General features: G+C 35.7%; 18 protein-coding genes. 8 read left to right on the forward strand and 10 right to left on the reverse strand.

Going from position 1 to position 20,732, the window contains the following annotated elements; genetic code table 11:
• The first annotated feature begins 82 nt into the window (after window positions 1-82).
• On the forward strand, window positions 83-3,397 hold the full coding sequence (locus LUA86_RS00615; RefSeq protein ID WP_231458607.1) for a DUF4175 family protein: 3,315 nt from the start codon (window positions 83-85) through the stop codon (window positions 3,395-3,397).
• Between the two features lie 658 nt (window positions 3,398-4,055).
• Window positions 4,056-4,493 carry an rRNA maturation RNase YbeY gene (gene ybeY / locus LUA86_RS00620; protein ID WP_231458608.1) on the forward strand — a complete coding sequence of 146 codons (438 nt, stop codon included), beginning with the start codon at window positions 4,056-4,058 and terminating at the stop codon, window positions 4,491-4,493.
• Between the two features lie 91 nt (window positions 4,494-4,584).
• Here the strand turns inward: ybeY and LUA86_RS00625 are convergent, their stop codons facing one another.
• Genes LUA86_RS00625 through LUA86_RS00635 form a run of 3 tightly spaced genes read right to left on the reverse strand, consistent with a single transcriptional unit; the run spans window position 4,585 to window position 5,787 of the window.
• Window positions 4,585-4,833, reverse strand: coding sequence for a hypothetical protein (locus tag LUA86_RS00625; RefSeq protein WP_231458609.1), 249 nt, complete (start codon window positions 4,831-4,833; stop codon window positions 4,585-4,587).
• Window positions 4,833-5,141, reverse strand: a complete 309-nt coding sequence (locus LUA86_RS00630; protein ID WP_231458610.1) for a co-chaperone YbbN — start codon at window positions 5,139-5,141, stop codon at window positions 4,833-4,835. The genes LUA86_RS00625 and LUA86_RS00630 overlap by 1 nt, the downstream gene beginning before the upstream one ends.
• 13 nt (window positions 5,142-5,154) lie before the next feature.
• Entirely contained in the window at window positions 5,155-5,787 is a 633-nt protein-coding gene (locus tag LUA86_RS00635) for a peroxiredoxin (protein WP_231458611.1), read from the reverse strand.
• A 465-nt stretch (window positions 5,788-6,252) separates the two neighbouring features.
• Here LUA86_RS00635 and efp (LUA86_RS00640) point away from each other — a divergent pair, with 465 nt between their 5' ends.
• From efp (LUA86_RS00640) to LUA86_RS00665, 6 genes are all read left to right on the forward strand, one after another.
• Window positions 6,253-6,813: an elongation factor P gene (efp, locus tag LUA86_RS00640; RefSeq protein WP_231458612.1), complete on the forward strand. Its 561-nt coding sequence runs from the start codon at window positions 6,253-6,255 to the stop codon at window positions 6,811-6,813.
• Window positions 6,814-6,934: 121 nt separating this feature from the next.
• Complete coding sequence (efp, locus tag LUA86_RS00645) at window positions 6,935-7,495, forward strand: elongation factor P (RefSeq protein WP_231458613.1); 561 nt, start codon at window positions 6,935-6,937, stop codon at window positions 7,493-7,495.
• Between the two features lie 133 nt (window positions 7,496-7,628).
• Window positions 7,629-9,416, forward strand: coding sequence for a hypothetical protein (locus tag LUA86_RS00650; protein ID WP_231458614.1), 1,788 nt, complete (start codon window positions 7,629-7,631; stop codon window positions 9,414-9,416).
• A gap of 67 nt (window positions 9,417-9,483) precedes the next feature.
• Window positions 9,484-11,292, forward strand: coding sequence for a hypothetical protein (locus LUA86_RS00655; RefSeq protein ID WP_231458615.1), 1,809 nt, complete (start codon window positions 9,484-9,486; stop codon window positions 11,290-11,292).
• A 56-nt stretch (window positions 11,293-11,348) separates the two neighbouring features.
• Complete coding sequence (locus LUA86_RS00660) at window positions 11,349-11,906, forward strand: LemA family protein (RefSeq protein ID WP_231458616.1); 558 nt, start codon at window positions 11,349-11,351, stop codon at window positions 11,904-11,906.
• A gap of 2 nt (window positions 11,907-11,908) precedes the next feature.
• Window positions 11,909-12,859, forward strand: coding sequence for a DUF3137 domain-containing protein (locus LUA86_RS00665; protein ID WP_231458617.1), 951 nt, complete (start codon window positions 11,909-11,911; stop codon window positions 12,857-12,859).
• A gap of 2 nt (window positions 12,860-12,861) precedes the next feature.
• On the opposite strand, the gene LUA86_RS00670 is transcribed toward LUA86_RS00665, so the two are convergent.
• From LUA86_RS00670 to LUA86_RS00700, 7 genes are all read right to left on the reverse strand, one after another.
• The gene (locus tag LUA86_RS00670) at window positions 12,862-13,227 is read right to left on the reverse strand and encodes a response regulator (protein WP_231458618.1); all 366 of its coding nucleotides are present in this window, start codon (window positions 13,225-13,227) and stop codon (window positions 12,862-12,864) included.
• 17 nt (window positions 13,228-13,244) lie between these two features.
• Window positions 13,245-13,835: a chemotaxis protein CheB gene (locus tag LUA86_RS00675; protein ID WP_231458619.1), complete on the reverse strand. Its 591-nt coding sequence runs from the start codon at window positions 13,833-13,835 to the stop codon at window positions 13,245-13,247.
• Window positions 13,820-14,638: a protein-glutamate O-methyltransferase CheR gene (locus tag LUA86_RS00680; RefSeq protein WP_231458620.1), complete on the reverse strand. Its 819-nt coding sequence runs from the start codon at window positions 14,636-14,638 to the stop codon at window positions 13,820-13,822. The genes LUA86_RS00675 and LUA86_RS00680 overlap by 16 nt, the downstream gene beginning before the upstream one ends.
• The gene (locus tag LUA86_RS00685; protein ID WP_231458621.1) at window positions 14,635-15,009 is read right to left on the reverse strand and encodes a two-component system response regulator; all 375 of its coding nucleotides are present in this window, start codon (window positions 15,007-15,009) and stop codon (window positions 14,635-14,637) included. The genes LUA86_RS00680 and LUA86_RS00685 overlap by 4 nt, the downstream gene beginning before the upstream one ends.
• A 14-nt stretch (window positions 15,010-15,023) precedes the next feature.
• Window positions 15,024-18,611 (reverse strand): response regulator, encoded by a 3,588-nt coding sequence (locus tag LUA86_RS00690; protein WP_231458622.1) that lies wholly within the window; start codon window positions 18,609-18,611, stop codon window positions 15,024-15,026.
• Between the two features lie 3 nt (window positions 18,612-18,614).
• Complete coding sequence (locus tag LUA86_RS00695; protein ID WP_231458623.1) at window positions 18,615-19,757, reverse strand: hybrid sensor histidine kinase/response regulator; 1,143 nt, start codon at window positions 19,755-19,757, stop codon at window positions 18,615-18,617.
• Between the two features lie 134 nt (window positions 19,758-19,891).
• Window positions 19,892-20,731 (reverse strand): neutral zinc metallopeptidase, encoded by an 840-nt coding sequence (locus LUA86_RS00700; protein WP_231458624.1) that lies wholly within the window; start codon window positions 20,729-20,731, stop codon window positions 19,892-19,894.
• Window position 20,732: the final 1 nt, after the last annotated feature.

Below are 20,732 nucleotides of genomic sequence, written 5' to 3' on the forward strand. Positions count from 1 at the left end.
TTAATAGGGGGTTTATAATAATGACGTTACCATTGGGCTATTAAACTTAATTGATTGGAATTATTTTTACATTTACGTAGATATGGTGAGCAATAATTACAATGAGCTAATCAGAAAAATTGATGAGTTTATCCGTAAATTTTATTTGAATAAAATTTTGCGGGGAAGTATTTATAGTGCTGCGATTTTACTTGCCTTATACCTGCTGATTTTTATAAGTCTTTACTACTTAAACCCGGCAGCTGTATTTAAAACTTTTATTTTCTTTTCGTTTTTGGTGGTTGCTGCATTTGTGGTAGGTTTTTTAATTATAAGGCCTTTACTTGCAATGTTAAAATTGGGTAAACACCTATCTTTTGATGAAGCTTCAGTAATTATTGGTAACCACTTTAGCGATATTAAGGATAAGCTTTTGAATACGCTTCAGCTCCATCGTTTATCTGAAAATATGCCTGATAATCAACTTATTCTGGCAAGTATAAATCAGAAGATATTTGACTTAAAACCGGTTCCTTTTAATACAGCTGTAAGAATTACTGATAATAGAAAATATTTAAAATACCTGTTTATTCCGCTATCGATAATTTTACTGATAGCCATTTTGGCGCCTGCAATTTTAAAGGAAGGCACAAATAGTTTTTTTAAATACGATGAATATATTGCGGCAAAAGCACCTTTTGATTTCTCGGTGTTAAATAAAAATTTAACGGTTACACAAGGTGATGATTTGACCATTAACTTAAAATTAAAAGGTGATGAATTGCCTGCGGAAGTTTATGTGGAGGATGGTAAAAACACCTACAAATTAACAAAGGAAAATATTAGCCGATTTAATTACAGCATCAAAAATATTCAAAGTGATAAAAAGCTGATTTTTAAAGGTGGAGGATTTAGTTCTTCGACATTTGTGGTTAGCGTTAAACCCCGGCCAGAACTGTTAAATACTTCGGCAACGTTAATTTTTCCGAGCTATTTAAATAAAAAACCAGAAACGATAAGCAACGCAGGCGATATCCTTTTGCCTGAAGGAACAAGGGTGACCTGGAATTTTAAAACCGGGCAAAGCAACTCGGTGCTGTTTACTTTAAATAACAACCCGCATGTTATTAAAGTTGCAGAAAATAATGCCTCGTTTGTGGCTACGATAAAAGCTAACTCGAAATATAGTATTACTCCGCAAAATGATTTTGTATCGGTTAAGGATTCGCTTAGCCATCAGATTAATGTGATTAAAGACCAATTGCCAAGTATTAATGTTGATGAAAAACAAGATTCGATAAGTAGTAAAGCGCTTTACTTCAGCGGGCAAATCTCTGATGATTATGGTTTTAGCCAATTGACTTTTAAATATTCTATCAAAGAAGATAAGAAAATTATTAGCTCAGCGGCTAAAAATATTTCAATAAAAAATAATGTTACCGAAAATAGCTTTTTCCATTTTTGGGATTTAAAAAATGTTGCCGCCAAGCCAGGGCAAGAAATTGAATATTATTTTGAAGTAGCCGATAACGATGGCGTTAACGGCGCAAAAGTTACCCGCTCGGAAATTAAGGTTTTTAAACAGCCAAGCAAACGAGAAACCGCCGAGCAAATTAGCGCAAATAACCAGGCGCTTAAGCAAAAAATGCAATCGGCTATTCGTTTAGCGGGAGCAATTGAAAAGGAAAGTAAAAAGGTGGCACAAACTTTAATTGATAAGAAACAAATCTCTTTTGAGGATAAAAAACAGATAGAGCAATTGTTGGATAAGCAAAAACAATTAGAGGAAGCTGTTAAGGAAATTAAAGATTTAAATCAAAAGAACACGCAGCAGCAACAAGAAAATCAGGCTGAAAACCAAGACCTGCAAGAGAAGCAAAAGCAAATTAATGATTTGTTTAATAATGTTTTGGATGAAAAAACAAAAGAACTTTTGCAAAAGCTTCAGAATTTGATGAATGAGCGGAATAAAGATCAAACGCAAAACGAATTATCGAAAATGCAACTTGATAATAAAACACTTAAAAATGAGCTGGATAGGATTTTGGAATTGTACAAGCAGCTGGAATTTGAGCAAAATTTGCAAAACGACATTGATAGGTTAAGTGATTTAGCAAAACAACAAAAAGAGCTGTCTGCACAAACTGCCGCTAAAAAGCAAGACAATGAATCTCTAAAACAAAAGCAAGATGCTTTGAATAAAGAGATGAAGGATATTAAAGAGGATTTAAAGAAACTCGAAGAGAAAAATCAATCGCTTGAGCGCCCTAATCCTTTCGAAAACCCTGAAAAAGATATTCAGGATATTCAAAAAGACCAGAAAGATGGTAAAGATGCTTTGGAAAAAAAGGATAGTAAATCTGCCAGTCAAAAACAGCAAAAGGCAGCAGAGCAAATGGAGAAGCTGGCGCAAAAGATGAGCGAAATGCAGCAGCAAGGTGAGGAAATGAAAAATAACCTGAATGCTAAAGAGTTGCGAAAACTGCTTGAAAACTTGCTAAATACATCTTTTGACCAGGAAAAAGTAATGCTTGCCTTAAAGCGAATGAATGCCTCAGATCCATCTTATGTAAGCAATGTGCAGAAACAGCGCAATATTAAGGATAACCTAAAAACCATTGCCGATAGTTTATACAGTTTAAGTAAGCGGGTTCCTCAAATAGAATCGACTGTTAATGAGGAGATGAATAAAATTAATTTTAACCTTGATAAAAGTTTGGAAAACCTTGGCGACAGAAGAACGCCTGAAGCAAATCGGTATCAGCAGTTTACCATGACTTCGATAAATAACCTTTCGTTGATGTTGAGTGAGGCTTTGAATCAATTGCAAAACATGCAAAAAAATGCTAAAGGAGGAAAAGGTAAACAGAAACAAAGCATGAAACAGCTTTCGCAGATGCAAGATCAGCTAAATAAAAGCATGCAAAAGGCGAGAGAACAAATGCAAAAGCCTGGCGGAAATCAGGGAACGGTTGGCAAAGGAGAAATGAGTCAGGAGTTTGGTAAAATGGCTCAGCAACAGCAGATGATAAGGCAGGCGCTTGAAAAACTTAATCGCGAAGAGAACAAAGACGGTAAGGGTAAACTTGGAAATTTGAATGAAGCCATTAAAGAAATGAAAGAAACCGAAAGTGATTTGGTTAACAAAAAACTTCAGCAAGAAACCATGAACAGGCAAAAAGAGCTTTTAACTAAATTGCTTGATGCCGAAAAGGCCGAAAGAGACCAGGAAGAAGATGATAAACGTGAAAGTAAAGCCGCAAAAGAGTTTCCTCCTTCATACAAAAAAATGGTTGATGACTACAAGAAGCAACTGCAAAATGGAAATGATGTGCTTCAAAAGTTGCCGCCATCTTTAAACTATTATTATAAAACCAAGATAGCCGAATATTTGAAATCATTAAATATGGTAAACTAAGGTTATCGCTATAGATTTGCTTTACACAATGTCTTCCTAAGAATAATGAATGGCCAGCCTGGTAACCTGAGCTTAATAATAATTTGAACACAGGATTAATGTGCCATGTGCGTTATTGCGAGGCACAGCCTGCCCCGGCAATTCTGGGCAGCAATCTATTATTTAGTCAGTAAAGATTGCTTTAGCTCGCACAGGTCCAGCTTCGCAATGACGACCGCTTTAATAAAACGTTCACAGTATTCTAAAAAAGATTTAAGCGCCATGTGCGTTATTGCGAGGCACAGCCTGCCCCGGCAATTCTGGCCAGCAATCTATTATTTAGGCAGTAAAGATTGCTTCAGCTCGCACAGGTCCAGCTTCGCAATGACGACCGCTTTAATAAAACGTTCACAGTATTCTAAAAAAGATTTAGGCGCCATGTGCGTTATTGCTAGGCACAGCCTGCCCCGGCAATTCGGGGAAGCAATCTATTATTTAGGCAGTAAAGATTGCTTCAGCTTGCACAGGTCCAGCTTCGCAAAGACTACCGCTTTAATAAAACGTTCACAGTATTCTAAAAGGGATTTGAAATTGTGTTCTTCTTTTGCAGCTTCCTTGCTGCGATTAGAACTACAAAGACGATTAATATTTCTTAAATTTGCGGCTTTAATACATTAAAATGCCGGCAATTACTTTCTTCACCGAATCGATAAATTACAATCTTCCACAAAAATTAAAAGTTAAAAAGTGGATAAAATCAACCATCGAAAAAGAAGGTTATAAACTTAGCGAGCTTAATTTTATTTTCTGCAGTGATGAATATTTGCTTGGTATTAATCAACAGTACTTAAATCACGATACTTATACAGACATCATTACTTTTGATAATTCTGAGGAAGAAAAACAAATTGTTAGCGATATTTTCATCAGTATAGAACGGGTTAAGGAGAACGCCAAAACATTTAAAACAAATGAGTTTGATGAGGTTTGCCGAATTATGATTCATGGAACTTTACACCTGCTTGGTTACAAAGACAAAGGCAAGGTTGCAAAAACCCTCATGACTCAAAAAGAAGATGAATATTTGGGTTACAGAAATGAGGTTGGACTGGCTTAAATATTTAGCTTTAATTAAGCGAAAAAAGCAAAACAAAAAACCCTTTACATTTCTGCAAAGGGTTTTATTCTAAAGTTCTGACTAAGAGAAATTATCTATCAATAGAACCCATTACTTTTTGGCCGAAAGCGTTTAGTGCATCTTTTTCTGCAACACCTTCGCTTACCATTTGGTGTACTTCTAGTGCACCGCATATATTGGTAATCATTTCGCCAGCAACATCAACTTCGTGTTCGCTAACACCTCTAAATTCACAAAAAGCCTCTAAAACCTCTAAAGTAGTTTCTAATTGAGCAGGAGTGGTGTTTTGAAATAATTGTCTGATAACCGGAATCTTCATTATTTTATTTTGTTAAATAATTCAATTAAACCTTCTACTTTGTTGGTTTGCACCTGGTCTACCAAATTACCACCTTCAAAAGCTGCAAAAGTTGGTAAATTATCAACGTTTGCAAATTTGCGTGAATTTGGAAGTTTTTCGGCATCAACAATCAAGAAAGCAACATCTTCATTTTCAGCAGCCAGTTTTTTAAACTTTGGTTTCATGATTCTGCAGTTACCACACCATGATGCAGCATACTGAACCATAACCTTTGAGTTATCGGCTAAATATTGTTGAAGATTATCTTCTGTTAATTCTAAAAACATAATGTTTATTTAGTTAGTTGGCAGCTAAATATTCAGCAACGCCAGTTCTGTTTGCATTCATTGCTTCTTTTCCTTCTTCCCAATTTGCAGGGCAAACTTCGCCATGTTTTTGAACGTGAGCATAAGCATCAATTAAACGCAAATATTCTTTAACGTTTCTACCTAATGGCATATCGTTAACACTTTCGTGGAATACTTTACCGGTTTCATCAATTAAATATGTCGCTCTGAAAGAAACATTTGAACCAGAGAAAGATTCGTTTCCTTCTTCATCGTAGTTAATTTCCTGGTCAAGGATATCTAAAATACCAGATAATTGTCTGTGTGTATCTGCTAAAATAGGGTAAGTAACACCTTCAATGCCACCGTTATCTTTTGGTGTGTTTAACCAGGCAAAATGAACTTCGTTTGTATCGCATGATGCACCAATTACAATTGTATTTCTTTTTTCAAATTCAGGCAGTGCCGCTTGGAAAGCGTGTAATTCTGTAGGGCAAACGAAAGTAAAATCTTTTGGATACCAGAATAATAATACCTTACTATTTTTATTTACAGCCTCTTCAAAAACATTGATTTTCAAGTCATCACCCATGTCTGACATTGCATCAATACTAACACTCGGGAATTTTTTACCTACTATTGCCATAATTTTTTTGTCTTTAATTTTGTGCCACAAAGGTACGGCGAAAAGAAGTCTCAATCAACCCGGATGTATTAATTATCAATTGTATTTATTGATAACGATATAGTTAAAAACTATAATTATTTAGCAAACTATAAGGTTTGCCTATTGAGATATTTGAAAACTAAGGGGTTGAATTTTTTGGCATTTGCAACCCCGCCATTCGTTGCAATCTTTTTGGCGTCTTTTCTACATTCCATCGCCGTCATTACGAGGAAGAACGACATGGCAATCTATTTATTTGTACAACAAAAAGTATTTTCACTTCTGTCTGGTTTATTTAACAGCAACCTGTAGTTCTTGGGTTGGTTTTTTTTATTAGCAAGAAACAAATAATCCTTCAACCAATTCAATTAATATGTGTTTAATTTCAAATCAATAATCCTTTTTTTAACTTTGATGTTCGGTTAACAGAACATATTATTAGTAATGGCAAAAGCATCAGAAGTAAAGAGCGGAAATGTATTACGCTTTAATGGAGAGTTGGTAAGCGTGGAAGAATATATTCACCGCACACCAGGAAATTTAAGGGCGTTTTATCAAGCTAGAATGCGCAATGTTAAAACCGGAAAAATTGTCGAATACCGCTTCCGTACAGATGAAGAAGTTACCATTTGCCGTGTAGAAACTAATGACTATCAATACTTATATGAAGATGGTGATTATCTGGTGGTGATGGATAACAATACTTTTGAGCAATACAATATCCCAAAGTTGCTTTTTGGTTCTGCAATTAAATTTTTAAAAGAAGGTATGAATGTTACTGTTGCTTTTGAAAGTGACGAACCAATTGTTGCTCAATTACCAAATAGTGTAGAACTCGAAATTACTTACACCGAGCCAGCTGTTAAAGGAGACACTTCAACAAGTGCCCAAAAATATGCAACTGTAGAAACAGGTGCTGAAATTAGAGTGCCTTTATTTATTAATCAAGGCGATAAAGTTAAAGTAGATACGAAAACCGGAGACTACATGGAACGTGTGAAATAAACGATAATACCTTTGGGCTTAAACCTTAAACCCCTAAACCATTGTAGGTTTTTGTTAAAATAATTTTACCTTTGGCGACACAAAATTTTAAAAATAAAAATCCGAATCGGATAAACCTAATATGGCAAAAGCATCAGAAATTAAAACAGGTAACATTCTTCGTGTAAACAACGAATTAGTTACTGTTGATGAGTGGAATCACCGTACACCAGGTAAAGGCGGCGCTTTTTATACTGGTAAGTTTCGTAACATTAAATCAGGTAGAATTGTAGAAGCTCGTATGAATACCGACGAGGCTGTTGAAATTTGCCGTGTAGAAACTAATGATTATCAATATCTATATGAAGATGGCGATTACCTGGTAGTTATGGATAATAATACCTACGAACAATATAATGTAGAAAAATCATTATTCGGTTCGTCTATTAAATTTTTAAAAGAAGGAATGAACGTAATTGTTTCTATGGAAAGCGATGAAGCAATTATGGGGCAGCTGCCTAATTTTGCTGAATTTGAAATTACTTATTCAGAGCCGGCAGTAAAAGGAGATACCTCTACAAATGCATTAAAGGCGGCAACGTTAGAGAATGGTGTAGAAGTTAAAGTACCTATGTTTGTTAATCAGGGTGATAAAATTAAAGTTGATACACGTACAGGCGAATATGTTGAGCGTGTAAAATAATACCAAACACATTGCAATTGTAAGCCTTTGAATTTTTATTCAAGGGCTTTTTTGTTTTTGTGCCCAGCCGCCAAATGTTAACAAAAAAACCTTTTGAGGCTTAATCTGTTAGATACCGATAAACCAATATGAAATGACAGCCCGGAATAGAAATAAAATTTGGATTTGGATTGCCAGTATTTTTGGCGGATTAATTTTGATTTTAGCTTTCGCAGCAATGTTCATCAGCGCCCGCTGGAAACCCTTACTTACAGATAAAATAAAAGAAGGTGTTTATAATGGTTCAAGTCATTTGTATAAAATTGATTTCAAGAGCATAAATTTAAACGTAATAACAGGTAGCTTGGCGCTTCGCGATGTTACGCTCACGCCAGATACTGTAGTTTACGATAGTTTAAAAACTTTAAAATTAGCACCTGCACATATTTTTGAATTGCAGTTAAAGAAGTTGCAAATTACCAGAGTAGGTTTATTGACTGCTTATTTTAAAAAACGGGTTAATGTAAATGAAATCTTATTGGATAAGCCATCCATAAATATGATTTTTAATAAAGTGCCAAAGAAAACGGATACAACCAAAGTCGAAAAGTCACTTTATGAGCAAATTTCAAAAACGTTAAAATCTATTCAGGTGCGGTCTATTAAAATTGTGGATGCAAATTTCGACTACATTAATAAAAGCGGTGCTAAAAAAACGAAGAATTCCATTAAACATTTAGACATCAACGTGAAAGATTTTCTTTTGGATTCTTTATCCGGAAATGATACTTCGAGATTTTATTACACAAAGGATATTTCATTTAAGCTGGCTGGTTATAAATCAACAACAAAAGATAAAATGTACTCCATGAAAGTGGATACCATTTCGGGCTCTTCGGCTACAAAAAAAGTTACAATAAAAGCATTTAAACTTATTCCTCTATACCCAGAATTAGCTTTTGCGAGAAAATACAAGGTTCAAAAAGATAGATACAATTTGCTTTTCGAAAAAGTTGAATTTAGCGGTGTAGATTTTATAGGCTTAAATACCGACCAAAAACTTTATGCAAAATCTTTAAACATTGGCCCGGGCAACGTGGAGGTTTTTATGAGCCGCGAATCGCCGCCACCTCCCGGATTTGATAAAGGAAAAAACTACCCGCATTTGGCATTGAAAAGGCTAAACTTCCCAATTAACATTGATACCGTGAGGTTAAAAAATGTTGCCTTAAAATATGGAGAATTTAATCCTGCCAGTAAAAAAACCGGCACTGTAGAGTTTAAATCTTTAAATGGGAAAATTTTAAATGTTACAAACGATAGTTTACTATTGGTTAAAAACAATCATGCCCTGGCAGATTTTAGCACGCTTTTAATGGGAAGCGGAAAGCTAAACATCAAAATAGATTTTAACCTTACAGACAACAATGGGTCATTTAGTTATAGCGGAAGCCTGGGTAAATTCAACTTACAAAATCTTAATTCCTTATCAAAAAATTTAGGACTTGTAGAAATTGAAAGTGGAAATGTACAGCAGATAAATTTTCAGGCAAAAGGTAATTTGCGCTCGGCTTCTGGTACAATGACAATGCTTTATAATAACCTTAAAGTGAAACTACTATCAGATAATATTGATGGAAAAGGCACAAAAGAAAAAGGATTATTGTCTTTTCTAGCGAATACCTTGTTAGTAAAAGACGAAAATCCGAAAAAAGGAGAACAGGCTAGAACGGCTTCAATGACTAATACTAGGATTAATTCTGCTTCATTTTTTAACCTGATGTGGAAAACAGTTTTTGTTGGTATAAAAGATATTGTTGGCATTGGCATTGTTCCGGAGAAAGATCCGGTTAAGCAGCAGAAGGTAATTGCAAAGAAAATAAGAGCGCAAAAAAGGGCAGATCGTAAGGCAGAAAGAAAGGCGAAAAGGGAACAAAATTAGTAAATGCTTTAAAGCGATATTTTTAAAGTGTATATTGCTGTAGAAAACCATCACCCGATTTTTTTAAATGCCTGCAATTATAAAACGCCGTTACGTAATTTTGAAGTGGGTTGGAGCAAGTTTGCTCATTATCGTTACTCTATTAGCTGGTATTGCATGGTTTTTGAATGTAAAGTCGCGGCCAATGCTTACGCAGCAGATTAAAACTTTACTTTATAAATCAACCGATAGCCTTTATACCATCTCTTTTAGTAAAGTAAGCACAAATATTTTTACGGGTAGTGCAACCTTGCAAGATGTAAAAATCGCAGCCGATACGGCCAGGTATAGCCAATTGGTCAAGCTAAAAAGAGCGCCAAACAACCTTTACACTGTTTCTTTAAAAAAGCTTGCTGTAAAACACTTCCATCCGCTAATACTTTATCGCGAAAAAAAACTACAGATTGATGAAATTTTATTCGATAATCCGGAGGTTTATATGGTTAACCGCCAATTGGATTTTAATGAAAACCGTCCTGCAAGGCTAATTCAATCGCCCTACACATTTATCTCCAAAAGCTTAAAAGAATTCAGCATAAAAAAAATCCTTTTTAGAGATGCTAGTTTCAATTACGTAAATAAGAATGTTAATAAATTCGATGTTTTTTCTATTGATGATTTTAACATCACACTAGTTGATCTGCTCGTTGATTCAACTTCATTTGAAGATTCTACAAGATTTTATCTGCTTAAAGATGTATTGCTCAATTTAAAAAACTACAATTATGCTACGCCAGATAGCATGTACAATATCAAACTTAATCAGCTTGATTTTAAGGCATCAACGGGCCGCCTTAGTGTAAATAAATTTGCTTTAGAGCCAAGGTACGATGAGATGAAATTTGGCAAAGTTGCCGGTTATGCAAAGGATAGATTCAATATTTTAATGAATGATATTAGCTTGATGGGCATAAACCTTCCGCTGTACATCAGCAAGCAAGAATTAAGGGCTAAAGACATGGTTGTTTCTAACGGTTACGTTTCGGTTTTTAATGATAACAGTTTGCAAAATCCAGCGCAAACAAATAAGATTGGCAAATACCCGCATCAATTATTGCAAAAGGTTCCTGCTCCAATATTGGTTGATAAAATTACGCTTAAAGATGTTGATGTTAGTTATGCGGTGTACAATCAAGAAAGCCAGCAAAGGGGTCGGATTTCTTTTGAGCATACTGCGGGTTTTATTAGCAACGTAACCAATATTGATAAGGTAAAAGCCCAAAAACCGATTATGCAGGCAAGCTTAAGCACTTATTTGCTTGGCCAGGGAAAGCTAGATTTAGATTTTAAATTTGATTTGGTTTCCCGTACCGGCGATTTCTCTTATAGCGGTCTTTTGCAAAATTTTAATGCAAGAGTATTAAATCAAATTACAAAGCCTTTGGGTTTGGTGAGGATTAATCGTGGCAACGTAAACAGGCTTCGGTTTAATTTTAAGGCAGATGATTTCGGCTCAAAAGGGAACGTAGATTTTTCATATTTTGATTTATCAGTTGCTCTGATGAAAAACGACCCGGAAAAAGACCATTTAGTAACCCGAGGTTTGTTGTCGATTTTAGCAAATGCGTTAATTTTAAACTCCGAAAATCCAGGGCCGGATGGAAAATTTATTTCCGCAACAGTAGATTATCAGCGTCCGCAAAATACTTCCTTTTTTAACCTGATTTGGAAAAGCCTTTTTGTGGGTATAAAACATAGCGTGGGTTTAACGGAGGAGAAACAAATGGAAATGAAGGCGCATATCGATAAGTTTAAAGCGATGAAGGCAAGTCATGATTTACGCAAAAAAAGGCGATTAGAAAGAAGGAAACTGAGAGATAGGCAACAAAAAAAATGATCGCTTAATAAATAAATCCTTTTTATATTTATATCATAAACCAAAAAATAACCATTATGATTATTGCCCTCATCATTATTGCCGTAATTTTCTTATTCGGCATATTCTTCTATAATTCCCTTATTGGTAGAAAAAATCAAGTGATTAACGCATTCTCTGCAATAGATGTAATGTTGAAAAAACGTTTTGATTTGATACCAAATCTCGTTGAAACGGTAAAGCAATACACAAAATACGAGCAATCTACTTTAACCAAAATTACAGAGTTACGTACAAAAGCTACTTCGCCCTCAGTTAGCGATGCGGAGAAAGCTCAGATAGATGCGCAGCTAAGTTCGAGCGTAAAGGGTTTAATGGTTAACATAGAAAATTATCCCGACTTAAAAGCCAATCAAAATTTCATCAATTTACAAACCACCTGGACAGAAAGCGAGGAGCAGATTGCTGCCGCCAGGAGAACTTATAATTCTGCCGTAACCGATTATAATAACGCAATTATGATGTTTCCAGGAAATATGTTCGCCGGGATGTTAAATTTCCACCCAACACCGGTGCTGGCAACCGCCGAAGAAGAACGTAAAAACATTAGCGCAAAAGAACTTTTTAATAATTAATTGTGGATGTTGCAAATCATGCAGCATTGCAGAATACGCTTGCTGCGTTAGAGATTGATCGCCAGAAAATTGTCTCTACTCAAAAGAAAGGCTATATTTTTATTGTGCTGGCCATTATTTTAACCATAGCTGGCTTTTATTTTGGTATAGGTGTTTTTGCTATTCTTGCAGGTTTAATCCCGGCAGTTTATGGTGGTTCTTTGCTGTATAAAATAGCTGATGCGCTTACCACCTATATGCAAAGTTTTAAAGTTGATGTAATTGGCAGCGTGCTCAAATCGGTAAACGAAAGTTTGCAAATTCAGCCAGCTCTTGGTATTTCATCCGAAGAATTTGAACAAACGCAGCTATTTACACAAGAACCAGACCGTTACCGTAGCGAAGATTTAATTAATGGCAAAGCTGATAAAACCAGTTTTTATTTTGCAGAAGTACATGCCGAATATAAAACTGAAGTACAAACTAAAAACGGTACACGAACCGAATGGCATGACATATTTAGAGGGATAATTTTTGTTGCTGATTTTAATAAAAATTTTAAAGCGGCAACAGTTGTAAGGCCAAAAGATTTATTCGGACAAATGGGCGCATGGTTCTCAAAAAATGTATTCTCTTTTGGAAATAATACATTAGTAGAATTAGAGAACAGCGTTTTTAATCAAACCTTTACCACACACGGAACTGACCAGGTTGAAGCCCGGTATATTTTAACGCCCGCCATGATGGAAAGAATTTTAGAGTTGAATCGCAATTCGAAAAATACAATTTCCTTATCCTTTATAAACAACCGAATGAACATCGCTTTTCCTTTAGATAGAAATTATTTTGAAGCACCGGTTTTTAAAACTTTGTTAAATCCGGAATTGCTAAATCAGGATGTAGCTGCAATTAAATTTATGTACGAAATTGTAAAAGAACTCGACTTAAATACAAGGATTTGGGGGAAGGATTAAGATTAACTCAAGTGTTTTTTAACTATGTCTTCCAAGGTAGAGATATCAAATGGCTTTGATAGATAACTGTCTGCACCTGCTTGTTTGGCTAGCGAAGAAATATCGTTATTAGCAGAAAAATATATTACTGGTATATGTTTCAGGTCTGGATGTTTTTTTATGGCTTTTGTTGCTTCAATTCCGCCTAATTCTGGCAACCAGTTATCCATAAAAATCAAATCAGGCATGTAATCCGAAACTTGTTTTTCAATATCATCGGCACTTTCTGATGTTCTTATATCATATCCAGCATCTTCAAGAATGAAAGTACATAAATCGAGAATATCTTTATTATCATCAAATACAAACACTTTTTTAACTTCAGCCATAATTTTTGAGGGATAACTTAATTTTTTTTATTTAATGCGTTAATAAAATCTGCCATTTCGTAGCTATGTAAAACAAGATGTGGTTTTACAATATTAACAGCTTGCTGAGGCATGTACGGCATTAGTGCTGTGCTTGGATTTTGTATCACCACCATTCCGCCATGTTTATTTACTATTTTTAATCCTTCTACGCCATCTGCGTTAGAGCCAGAGAGCAATATGCATACCAATTCGCTCTTAAAAACCTCAGCTGCAGATTGGAAAGTAACATCAATGGATGGTCTGGAATAATTAATTTTTTCAGAATAATCTAAAGAAAACGTATGGTTTTGCTCAATTAATAAATGATAATCAGCAGGTGCGATGTATACATTGGTCGGCAACATTTCCTGTTTCTCTTCTACTTCATGAACGTTTAAAGATGTTCTCCCTTTTAATAAGTCGGTTAATAAAGAATCGCTGCCTGATTTTCTATGCGTAACTAAAACGATGGGAAAATCAATTTCTGCCTTAAGCGCAGGAAAAACTTCGAGTAAAACATCTAGGCTGCCTGCAGAACCTCCAATAACCAAAGCACTACATGTATTGTTTATTACAGTTTGCGCCATATTTTTTCGGTTTTTATTCTTTTATATCCCTTAGCATTTGGCCAAAAATCCAAACTCTCTTTACTGCCGAGTGCTAAATAACCCAAATTTTCAAGGCTATTATCAAACAGCTGAAATACCTTATGCTGTAAATCCTTGTCAAAATAGATTAACACATTTCTGCACAATATAAGCTGAAATTCGTTAAAAGAACGGTCGGAGACTAAATTGTGAGTAGAAAAAATCATTTTTGAACTTAAGTTTTCATCAAACTTAGCCAAAGTATAATTTGCGGTGTAGTATGATGAAAAATCTTTTACTCCGCCAGATTGAACATAATTTTCCGAATAACCTTTAAGGTAATTAATTGGAAACATCCCTTTTTTTGCTTTCTCTAAAACTGATGGATTGATATCAGTAGCATAAATAAGGCTTTTGTTTAACAGGTTTAATTCTTTAAGTAATATCGCTAATGAATAAGCTTCTTCGCCAGTAGAGCAGCCCGCTACCCAAATGCGTATAAAAGGATAAGTCCCCAGAGCTGGTAAAACATCTTTTCTTAACGCTTTATAAAATGATGGATCACGGAACATTTCGGTAACGTTTACCGTAATTTCTTCTAAAAAACGTTTAAAATATTTCTTATCGCTTTTAACAGTGTATCTAAATTCAGCGAAACTTACGAAATTATCAAGTCCGAAAAGTCTTGAAATTCTTCTCTTTATTGATGCATGAGAGTATTCTAGAAAATCATAACCATAGACTTCCAAAACATCGTTTAACAGCAATTCTACTTGTTCATTATCTATCGAATCACCAATCACTTATTTGTAACCTCTTCTATTTGAAACATTAATTCATCAACATCTATCGGTTTTGAAACATAGCCAGATGCACCTGCGCTTAAGCAACGCTCTTTATCTCCAACCATAGCCTGTGCTGTAACGGCTAAAACCGGAATATCACGCATCTTTTCTGATCTCTTCATCGCAGCGATAGCCTGGTAGCCGTCCATATCCGGCATCATCATATCCATAAGCACAACAGCAACATTATCGCTATTCTCAATTATAGTAAAACCTTCTTTTGCGCTCGGGGCAGATAAACATCCAAAACCTTTGGATTTCAGAACAGCTTTTAGGGCAAAAATGTTTCGATTGTCATCATCAATTATTAAAATTAATTTTTGAGGCATATTGTTAAGGGGTATTAAGATTTATGATGATTTTCGTATAACCAAACGCGTAGTAAGCTCACCAGCTGATCCATATCAACTGGCTTGCTGATGTAATCTGATGCACCAGCAGCAATGCATTTTTCTCTGTCGCCCATCATGGCTTTTGCTGTAACTGCAAGGATAGGTAAATTACGATGTTTTAGATTTTGCCTGATGGCAGTGGTGGTTTCATAACCATCTAGTTCAGGCATCATCATATCCATTAAAACAACATCAACCGATGGATTTTCCTCTAATAATTTAAGGGCTTCCTTTCCATCAATTGCTGCAATTACCTTCATGTGGTGCTGCTCTAAAGTTTTCGTTAACGAAAAAATGTTACGAACGTCATCATCTGCTATTAAAACGGTTTTGTCTTTTAAAACATCTTGTAGCTCTGTAAATTTTGATGGTTTTTTCTCTACGCCTTTATTTTTTTCTTCTACCAGGTGTAAGAATAAGCCGGCTTCATCTAATATCCTCTGGTAAGAGTGCGCAGTTTTTACCACTATCGAATCGGCATATTGCTTTATTCTGTTTTCTTCTCCTTTAGATAAATTTTTACCGGTGAAAATGATAATTGGCAAGTTTTCTAATCCCGGCGTTTTTTTCACAACTTCTAAAGTATCGTAAGCGGTTTTGTCTGGAATTCCCATATCGAGAATTACGCAATTTACATCGGGTTTATGTAATGCGAATACGCCTTCGCTTACGTGATTTACAATTTCCGTTTGGATGTTGAAATTGCTTAAAAAATAACTCAGGGCTTTGGCGTGCTGCTCGTTCTCTTCTACAATTAAAACCTTTTTAGGGTGGCGACTTAAAGCATGCTCCAGCTTTTGGAAAATCTCTTGCATGTGCTCAAAAGCGAAAGGTTTGTTTATAAAATCTACGGCGCCTTTAAGCAAACTTTCTTTTTTTACTTGTAAAGATGACATGATGTGAACCGGAATCGGACGCGTTTCCGGGTCAGATTTAAGCTCTTCCATAACCTGCCAACCATCTTTTATGGGAAGTTGGATATCCAGCAAAATAGCAAGTGGTTTATATGTTTTTGCCATTTCTATACCAACATCGCCGCGTACCGCAACCAAGCCTTTGTAATTTCTTTTTCTGGTAAAATCTAAAAGTGTTTTAGCAAAAGGCGTATCATCCTCCACAATTAAAATTACTTTATCTTCAGGCTGGATGTTATTTCTATCATCTTCCACATCTTGTGGGATATTTGTAACCCTCAGATTATTTGGTTTGGCTACTTGTACCTCAACTGGAGCAGCCATTACAGGTTTTTCAACCTCTTTAACTGCTTCAAGCCCTTTGTTCTTATCAATTGGCAGCGTTAAAGTAAATACACTTCCTTCGCCTTCGGCGCTTTTTAATTCTATGTGTCCGCCTAGTAATTTTGCTAATTCTCTGCTAATAGATAAGCCCAAACCTGTACCGCCAAATTTACGTCTGGTAGAACCATCAGCTTGTTGAAAAGCCTCAAACACCATGGCTTGCTTCTCGGGTGCAATACCTACGCCAGTATCTGTAACTTTGAATACTAATGCATTTAAACCTTCATTTTTATCAATATTCAGGCGAACAGAACCTTGTGCCGTGAATTTAATAGCATTAGATAATAAATTTTTAAGGATTTGCTCCAACCTCATTTTATCGGTGTGATAAAACTCTGGCGTAGTGTCTGTTTTATCAATAATTAAGGTTAAACTTTTTTCTTTAGCTAATGGGTTAAAAAGTGAAGTCAGGTTTGTAATGACGCCATCTATACTTACATTGCTACTATCCAGCTCCATTTTGCCTGCTTCAATTTTCGATAAATCGAGAATTTCGTCTATCAAGCTTAATAAACCTTGGCCTGAGCTTTGAATCACCTCGGCATATTCCTGATGTTCTCTCTCCATGGCCTCATTTTCAGCCATCAATCTTGATAAAAGTAATATAGAGTTTAATGGAGTGCGCAACTCATGCGACATGTTGGCCAAAAATTCAGATTTATATCTTGTACTTAACTCTAAAGCTTCTGCCTTTTGCTGAATTTCTGCATTACGCTCTTCAATCAGTTCATTTTTCTCTTCAAGCAAGCTGCTTCGCTCTTCTAATTCCTGGTTGCTTTGAAGTAACTCTTCTTGTTGTACTCGAAGTTCTTCTTCTGATGCCTGAAGCTTTTGTGCCTGCGCTTCAAGTTCTGCATTCATGCCTTCAAGTTCTTCATGTTGCACTTGTAATTCTTCCGATTGAGCCTGCGTTTCCTCTAAAAGATGTTGCAATTTCATTCTATTTTGTGCAGCAAGCAGGGCAGAACCAACTTCCGATAAAACTAAATTCAGGAAATGTTTCTGTATATCGCCGATGGTAGAGGTTGAGCCTAATTCTAATCCTCCAATAGTAATTCCGTTTCTAATAATCGGCAAAATCAATAATTCTGCAGGTGTAATTTTTCCTGAAGAGTAAGAAATGGTTAAATTGTTATCAGGGATTTCATTTAAAATAATTGGTCGGCCAGATTTTACAGCCTGGCCAACAAGCCCTTGTCCAATTTCTAATGTAGAAGCTAATTGGTCTTTGCGTAAAGCATATTGCCCTTTCAAATGCAAAAAGCCATCATCCTTAAATAAATAAATTGCACCAATCTGGCTATTGGTATAAACGGCCAAAAATTCTATAATATCATCAGCAAGCTGAAAAACATCCTTTTCGCCCACCATCTTAATATTCAGATTAGCTACACCCGTTTGTAACCATTCATTTTCAGCCAGTGTATCAAAAGATTTTTTTAATGAGAACGACATGCTATTCAATGATTCGGCTAATTCTCCGATATCATCTTTGGTGCGCTCTTCCATTTTTACCCCATAATTTCCGTCTGAAATCTGATGGGCAATTTCCTTAATGGCGCCAATGCGTTTCTCCATTTCGAGCTTTTTATCTTCTATCTCCTGCTGAAGTTTTACGCGTTCATCAAAATCTACAGATACTTTTCTGTAAAAAAATAAAGTAATTAATATCGCCAGAATAGCTGCTATAATAATTAATATTGGTGTGTATGATGTAAGCTTATTTAAATCTGCAGTTCTGGTATCGAGCAAACGTTTTTCTTCATTTACAATATTAGAAACGGTAGCCCTTGCCTTATCCATGTAAACTTTACCCTGAAACAAAACGGTTGGGTCTACTACACCACCAACCGTTTTTATTTCTACGGTTGATTTAATGATACCCAGTCGTTTACGTAAAATATCTCTTAATGTGCCTACATTTTTTTGCTGTATAGCATTGTCTTTTGTGGCAATTTCAATGCGTGATAAAATAGCGGCTGCGGTATCGCTGGCGCCATAATAAGGCTGAAGAAATACTTTATTTCCTGTTAATAAAAATCCACGTTGTCCGGTTTCTGCATCTTTTAGTGAAGATATAATTCTTTCAGCATCCAGAATTACTTCATCGCTGTGCTTAACAAGTTCGGTACTTTTTATAAGATTGCTGATGCTGATGTATGATGCCAGGGAACTTATGAAAAGAATAATTAACGAAAGCCCAAGGCCTAACCGCAAATTATTTTTAAGGGTTGTTTTCATTTATTATTGATGTTCGGGATTATTATTGGAATATTCTGGCTGCGTAATTGGTATAATGAAATAAAATTCAGAACCTTCGCCTTCGGCACTTTTAACGCCAATAGTACCACCATGACGCTTAATTATTTCTGAGCAGATGTACAAGCCGATACCTAAACCATTAAAGCGGTTGCTGTTTTCTTCTACGCGATAAAATTTATCGAAAATTTTGCCTTGCTGTTCAGCCGGAATGCCAATTCCAAAATCTTTAACGGCCAGATATAGTTTTTCATCTATGATGTTGATGGTAACATTGATTTGGTTGGTGCCCGGAGAATATTTTATGGCATTGGTAATGAAATTGATAACCACTTGCTCAATCCGCATTTCATCAGCAAAAATTAAATCATGCGTTTGCCCAAGCTTATTGATTTTAAAATCGGGATTGGATTGTTGCAGCATTTCAACTGCATTATTTAACATAGTATCTGCACAAAACGAACGCATGTTAAATTTCAATTTACCACTTTCAATTTTGGAAATATCAAGTAAATCAACAATTAATTCGTTTAGTTTTTCCAGTTGAATGCTTGCCTTTTCCAGGTGGTTTTGGGCCATCGTTTTATCATCTCTGCCCAAACTTCTTTGAAGGAGTTGTATATAGCCTTTAACGCTGGTTAGTGGTGTTTTTAATTCATGACTGGCAATGCTGATGAATTCATCTTTTTTATGTTCAGCTTGTTTACGAAACTCAATTTCTTCGAGTAATTTTTCCTGAATTTCGGATAGTTTTCTGTTTTGCTCGTAAATGCGATAAAACGTTTTGATTTTAAGTAATAGAACATTAATGTCTACAGGTTTGGTGATATAATCTAAACCACCGCTTAAATAACCTTTTGTAATAAATTTAAGCTCTGTATTAACTGCCGAAAGAAATATGATTGCGGTATCTTTTGCCTTGCTGAAACCAGAAATTGCTTCAGCCACTTCAAAGCCATCCATATCTGGCATTTGTACATCCAGAATAATTAGAACGTAATTATTCTTTAAAACTTTTTTAAGTGCTTCCTCTCCGGATGAGGCCGTTTCGACCTCGAAATTGTGGGCTTGAAGCACTTTTTGTAAAGAAATTAGGTTTTCAGGCCTATCATCAACAATAAGGATCATTTTTTAAAATTCATTATGCCTGAATATTTTGTTCGGTTTGGTGCATAAAATGCCTTTAACTGTAAACAAACAATCCTGCCTAAAAAAAGTTTTAAAATTTTATTGTAGGATGTGTTTAGGGATGATTACAATTATTATAGTTCTCGGCTATTGAAAGTATCGCCCTGACTGATATCGCCAGTTTCAAATCCTTTCTTAAACCAAAGCATACGTTGCTGAGAAGTGCCATGTGTAAAAGAGTCTGGAGTAACCTCGCCAGTCGCTTGTTTTTGAAGTTTATCATCTCCAATAGCGTTTGCTGCGGTTAAAGCCTCCTCAATATCTCCGGCTTCCAATTTAAAATCTTTAAGGTTTTGTGCCTGATGCGCCCACAAACCAGCGAAAAAATCAGCTTGTAATTCTAATTTAACAGATAGTTTATTGTATTCAGTTTCACTTAATCGGCCACGGGCTTGTTGTAATTTATCAGAAATGCCTAAAAGGTTTTGAACGTGATGACCAACCTCATGTGCAATTACGTATGCCTGGGCAAAATCGCCGGCAGCGCCAAAACGATTTTTCAATTCATCATAAAATGATAAATCGATGTAAACTTTATGATCGCCTGGGCAATAAAACGGACCAACAGCGGCGCTAGCACCACCACAAGCGGTTTGAACTTGTCCATCAAATAGCATAAGTTTTGGTTGTTCGTAGGTTTTGCCCATGTTCTGGAATTCTTTATCCCAAACCTGTTCGGTTGATTCTAAAACTCCGGAAATAAATTGAGCTTGTGTATCGTTTGCCGGAACACCTTGTTTAGCCTGGGTATTTTCCGTTTGTGGCAATTGACCAACTAATCCGGTTAAATCTTTACCGAATATTAAACCTAAAACTACGATGATGATACCAACACCACCACCTAATACCGTTCTGCCGCCACCGCCGCCTCTACCATCTTCGACATTATTACTGCCTTTACCAAACCATTGCATA

It is taken from the genome of Pedobacter sp. Leaf132 (genome assembly GCF_920984695.1).
Classification (GTDB): domain Bacteria; phylum Bacteroidota; class Bacteroidia; order Sphingobacteriales; family Sphingobacteriaceae; genus Pedobacter.

Excerpts from the sequence above, each read along its gene's own strand:
- LUA86_RS00615 (WP_231458607.1), top strand. The coding sequence starts at position 83 with ATGGTGAGCAATAATTACAATGAGCTAATCAGAAAAATTGATGAGTTT.
- ybeY (WP_231458608.1), top strand. The coding sequence starts at position 4,056 with ATGCCGGCAATTACTTTCTTCACCGAATCGATAAATTACAATCTTCCA.
- LUA86_RS00625 (WP_231458609.1), bottom strand. The coding sequence starts at position 4,833 with ATGAAGATTCCGGTTATCAGACAATTATTTCAAAACACCACTCCTGCT.
- LUA86_RS00630 (WP_231458610.1), bottom strand. The coding sequence starts at position 5,141 with ATGTTTTTAGAATTAACAGAAGATAATCTTCAACAATATTTAGCCGAT.
- LUA86_RS00635 (WP_231458611.1), bottom strand. The coding sequence starts at position 5,787 with ATGGCAATAGTAGGTAAAAAATTCCCGAGTGTTAGTATTGATGCAATG.
- efp (WP_231458612.1), top strand. The coding sequence starts at position 6,253 with ATGGCAAAAGCATCAGAAGTAAAGAGCGGAAATGTATTACGCTTTAAT.
- efp (WP_231458613.1), top strand. The coding sequence starts at position 6,935 with ATGGCAAAAGCATCAGAAATTAAAACAGGTAACATTCTTCGTGTAAAC.
- LUA86_RS00650 (WP_231458614.1), top strand. The coding sequence starts at position 7,629 with ATGACAGCCCGGAATAGAAATAAAATTTGGATTTGGATTGCCAGTATT.
- LUA86_RS00655 (WP_231458615.1), top strand. The coding sequence starts at position 9,484 with ATGCCTGCAATTATAAAACGCCGTTACGTAATTTTGAAGTGGGTTGGA.
- LUA86_RS00660 (WP_231458616.1), top strand. The coding sequence starts at position 11,349 with ATGATTATTGCCCTCATCATTATTGCCGTAATTTTCTTATTCGGCATA.
- LUA86_RS00670 (WP_231458618.1), bottom strand. The coding sequence starts at position 13,227 with ATGGCTGAAGTTAAAAAAGTGTTTGTATTTGATGATAATAAAGATATT.
- LUA86_RS00675 (WP_231458619.1), bottom strand. The coding sequence starts at position 13,835 with ATGGCGCAAACTGTAATAAACAATACATGTAGTGCTTTGGTTATTGGA.
- LUA86_RS00685 (WP_231458621.1), bottom strand. The coding sequence starts at position 15,009 with ATGCCTCAAAAATTAATTTTAATAATTGATGATGACAATCGAAACATT.
- LUA86_RS00690 (WP_231458622.1), bottom strand. The coding sequence starts at position 18,611 with ATGAAAACAACCCTTAAAAATAATTTGCGGTTAGGCCTTGGGCTTTCG.
- LUA86_RS00695 (WP_231458623.1), bottom strand. The coding sequence starts at position 19,757 with ATGATCCTTATTGTTGATGATAGGCCTGAAAACCTAATTTCTTTACAA.
- LUA86_RS00700 (WP_231458624.1), bottom strand. The coding sequence starts at position 20,731 with ATGCAATGGTTTGGTAAAGGCAGTAATAATGTCGAAGATGGTAGAGGC.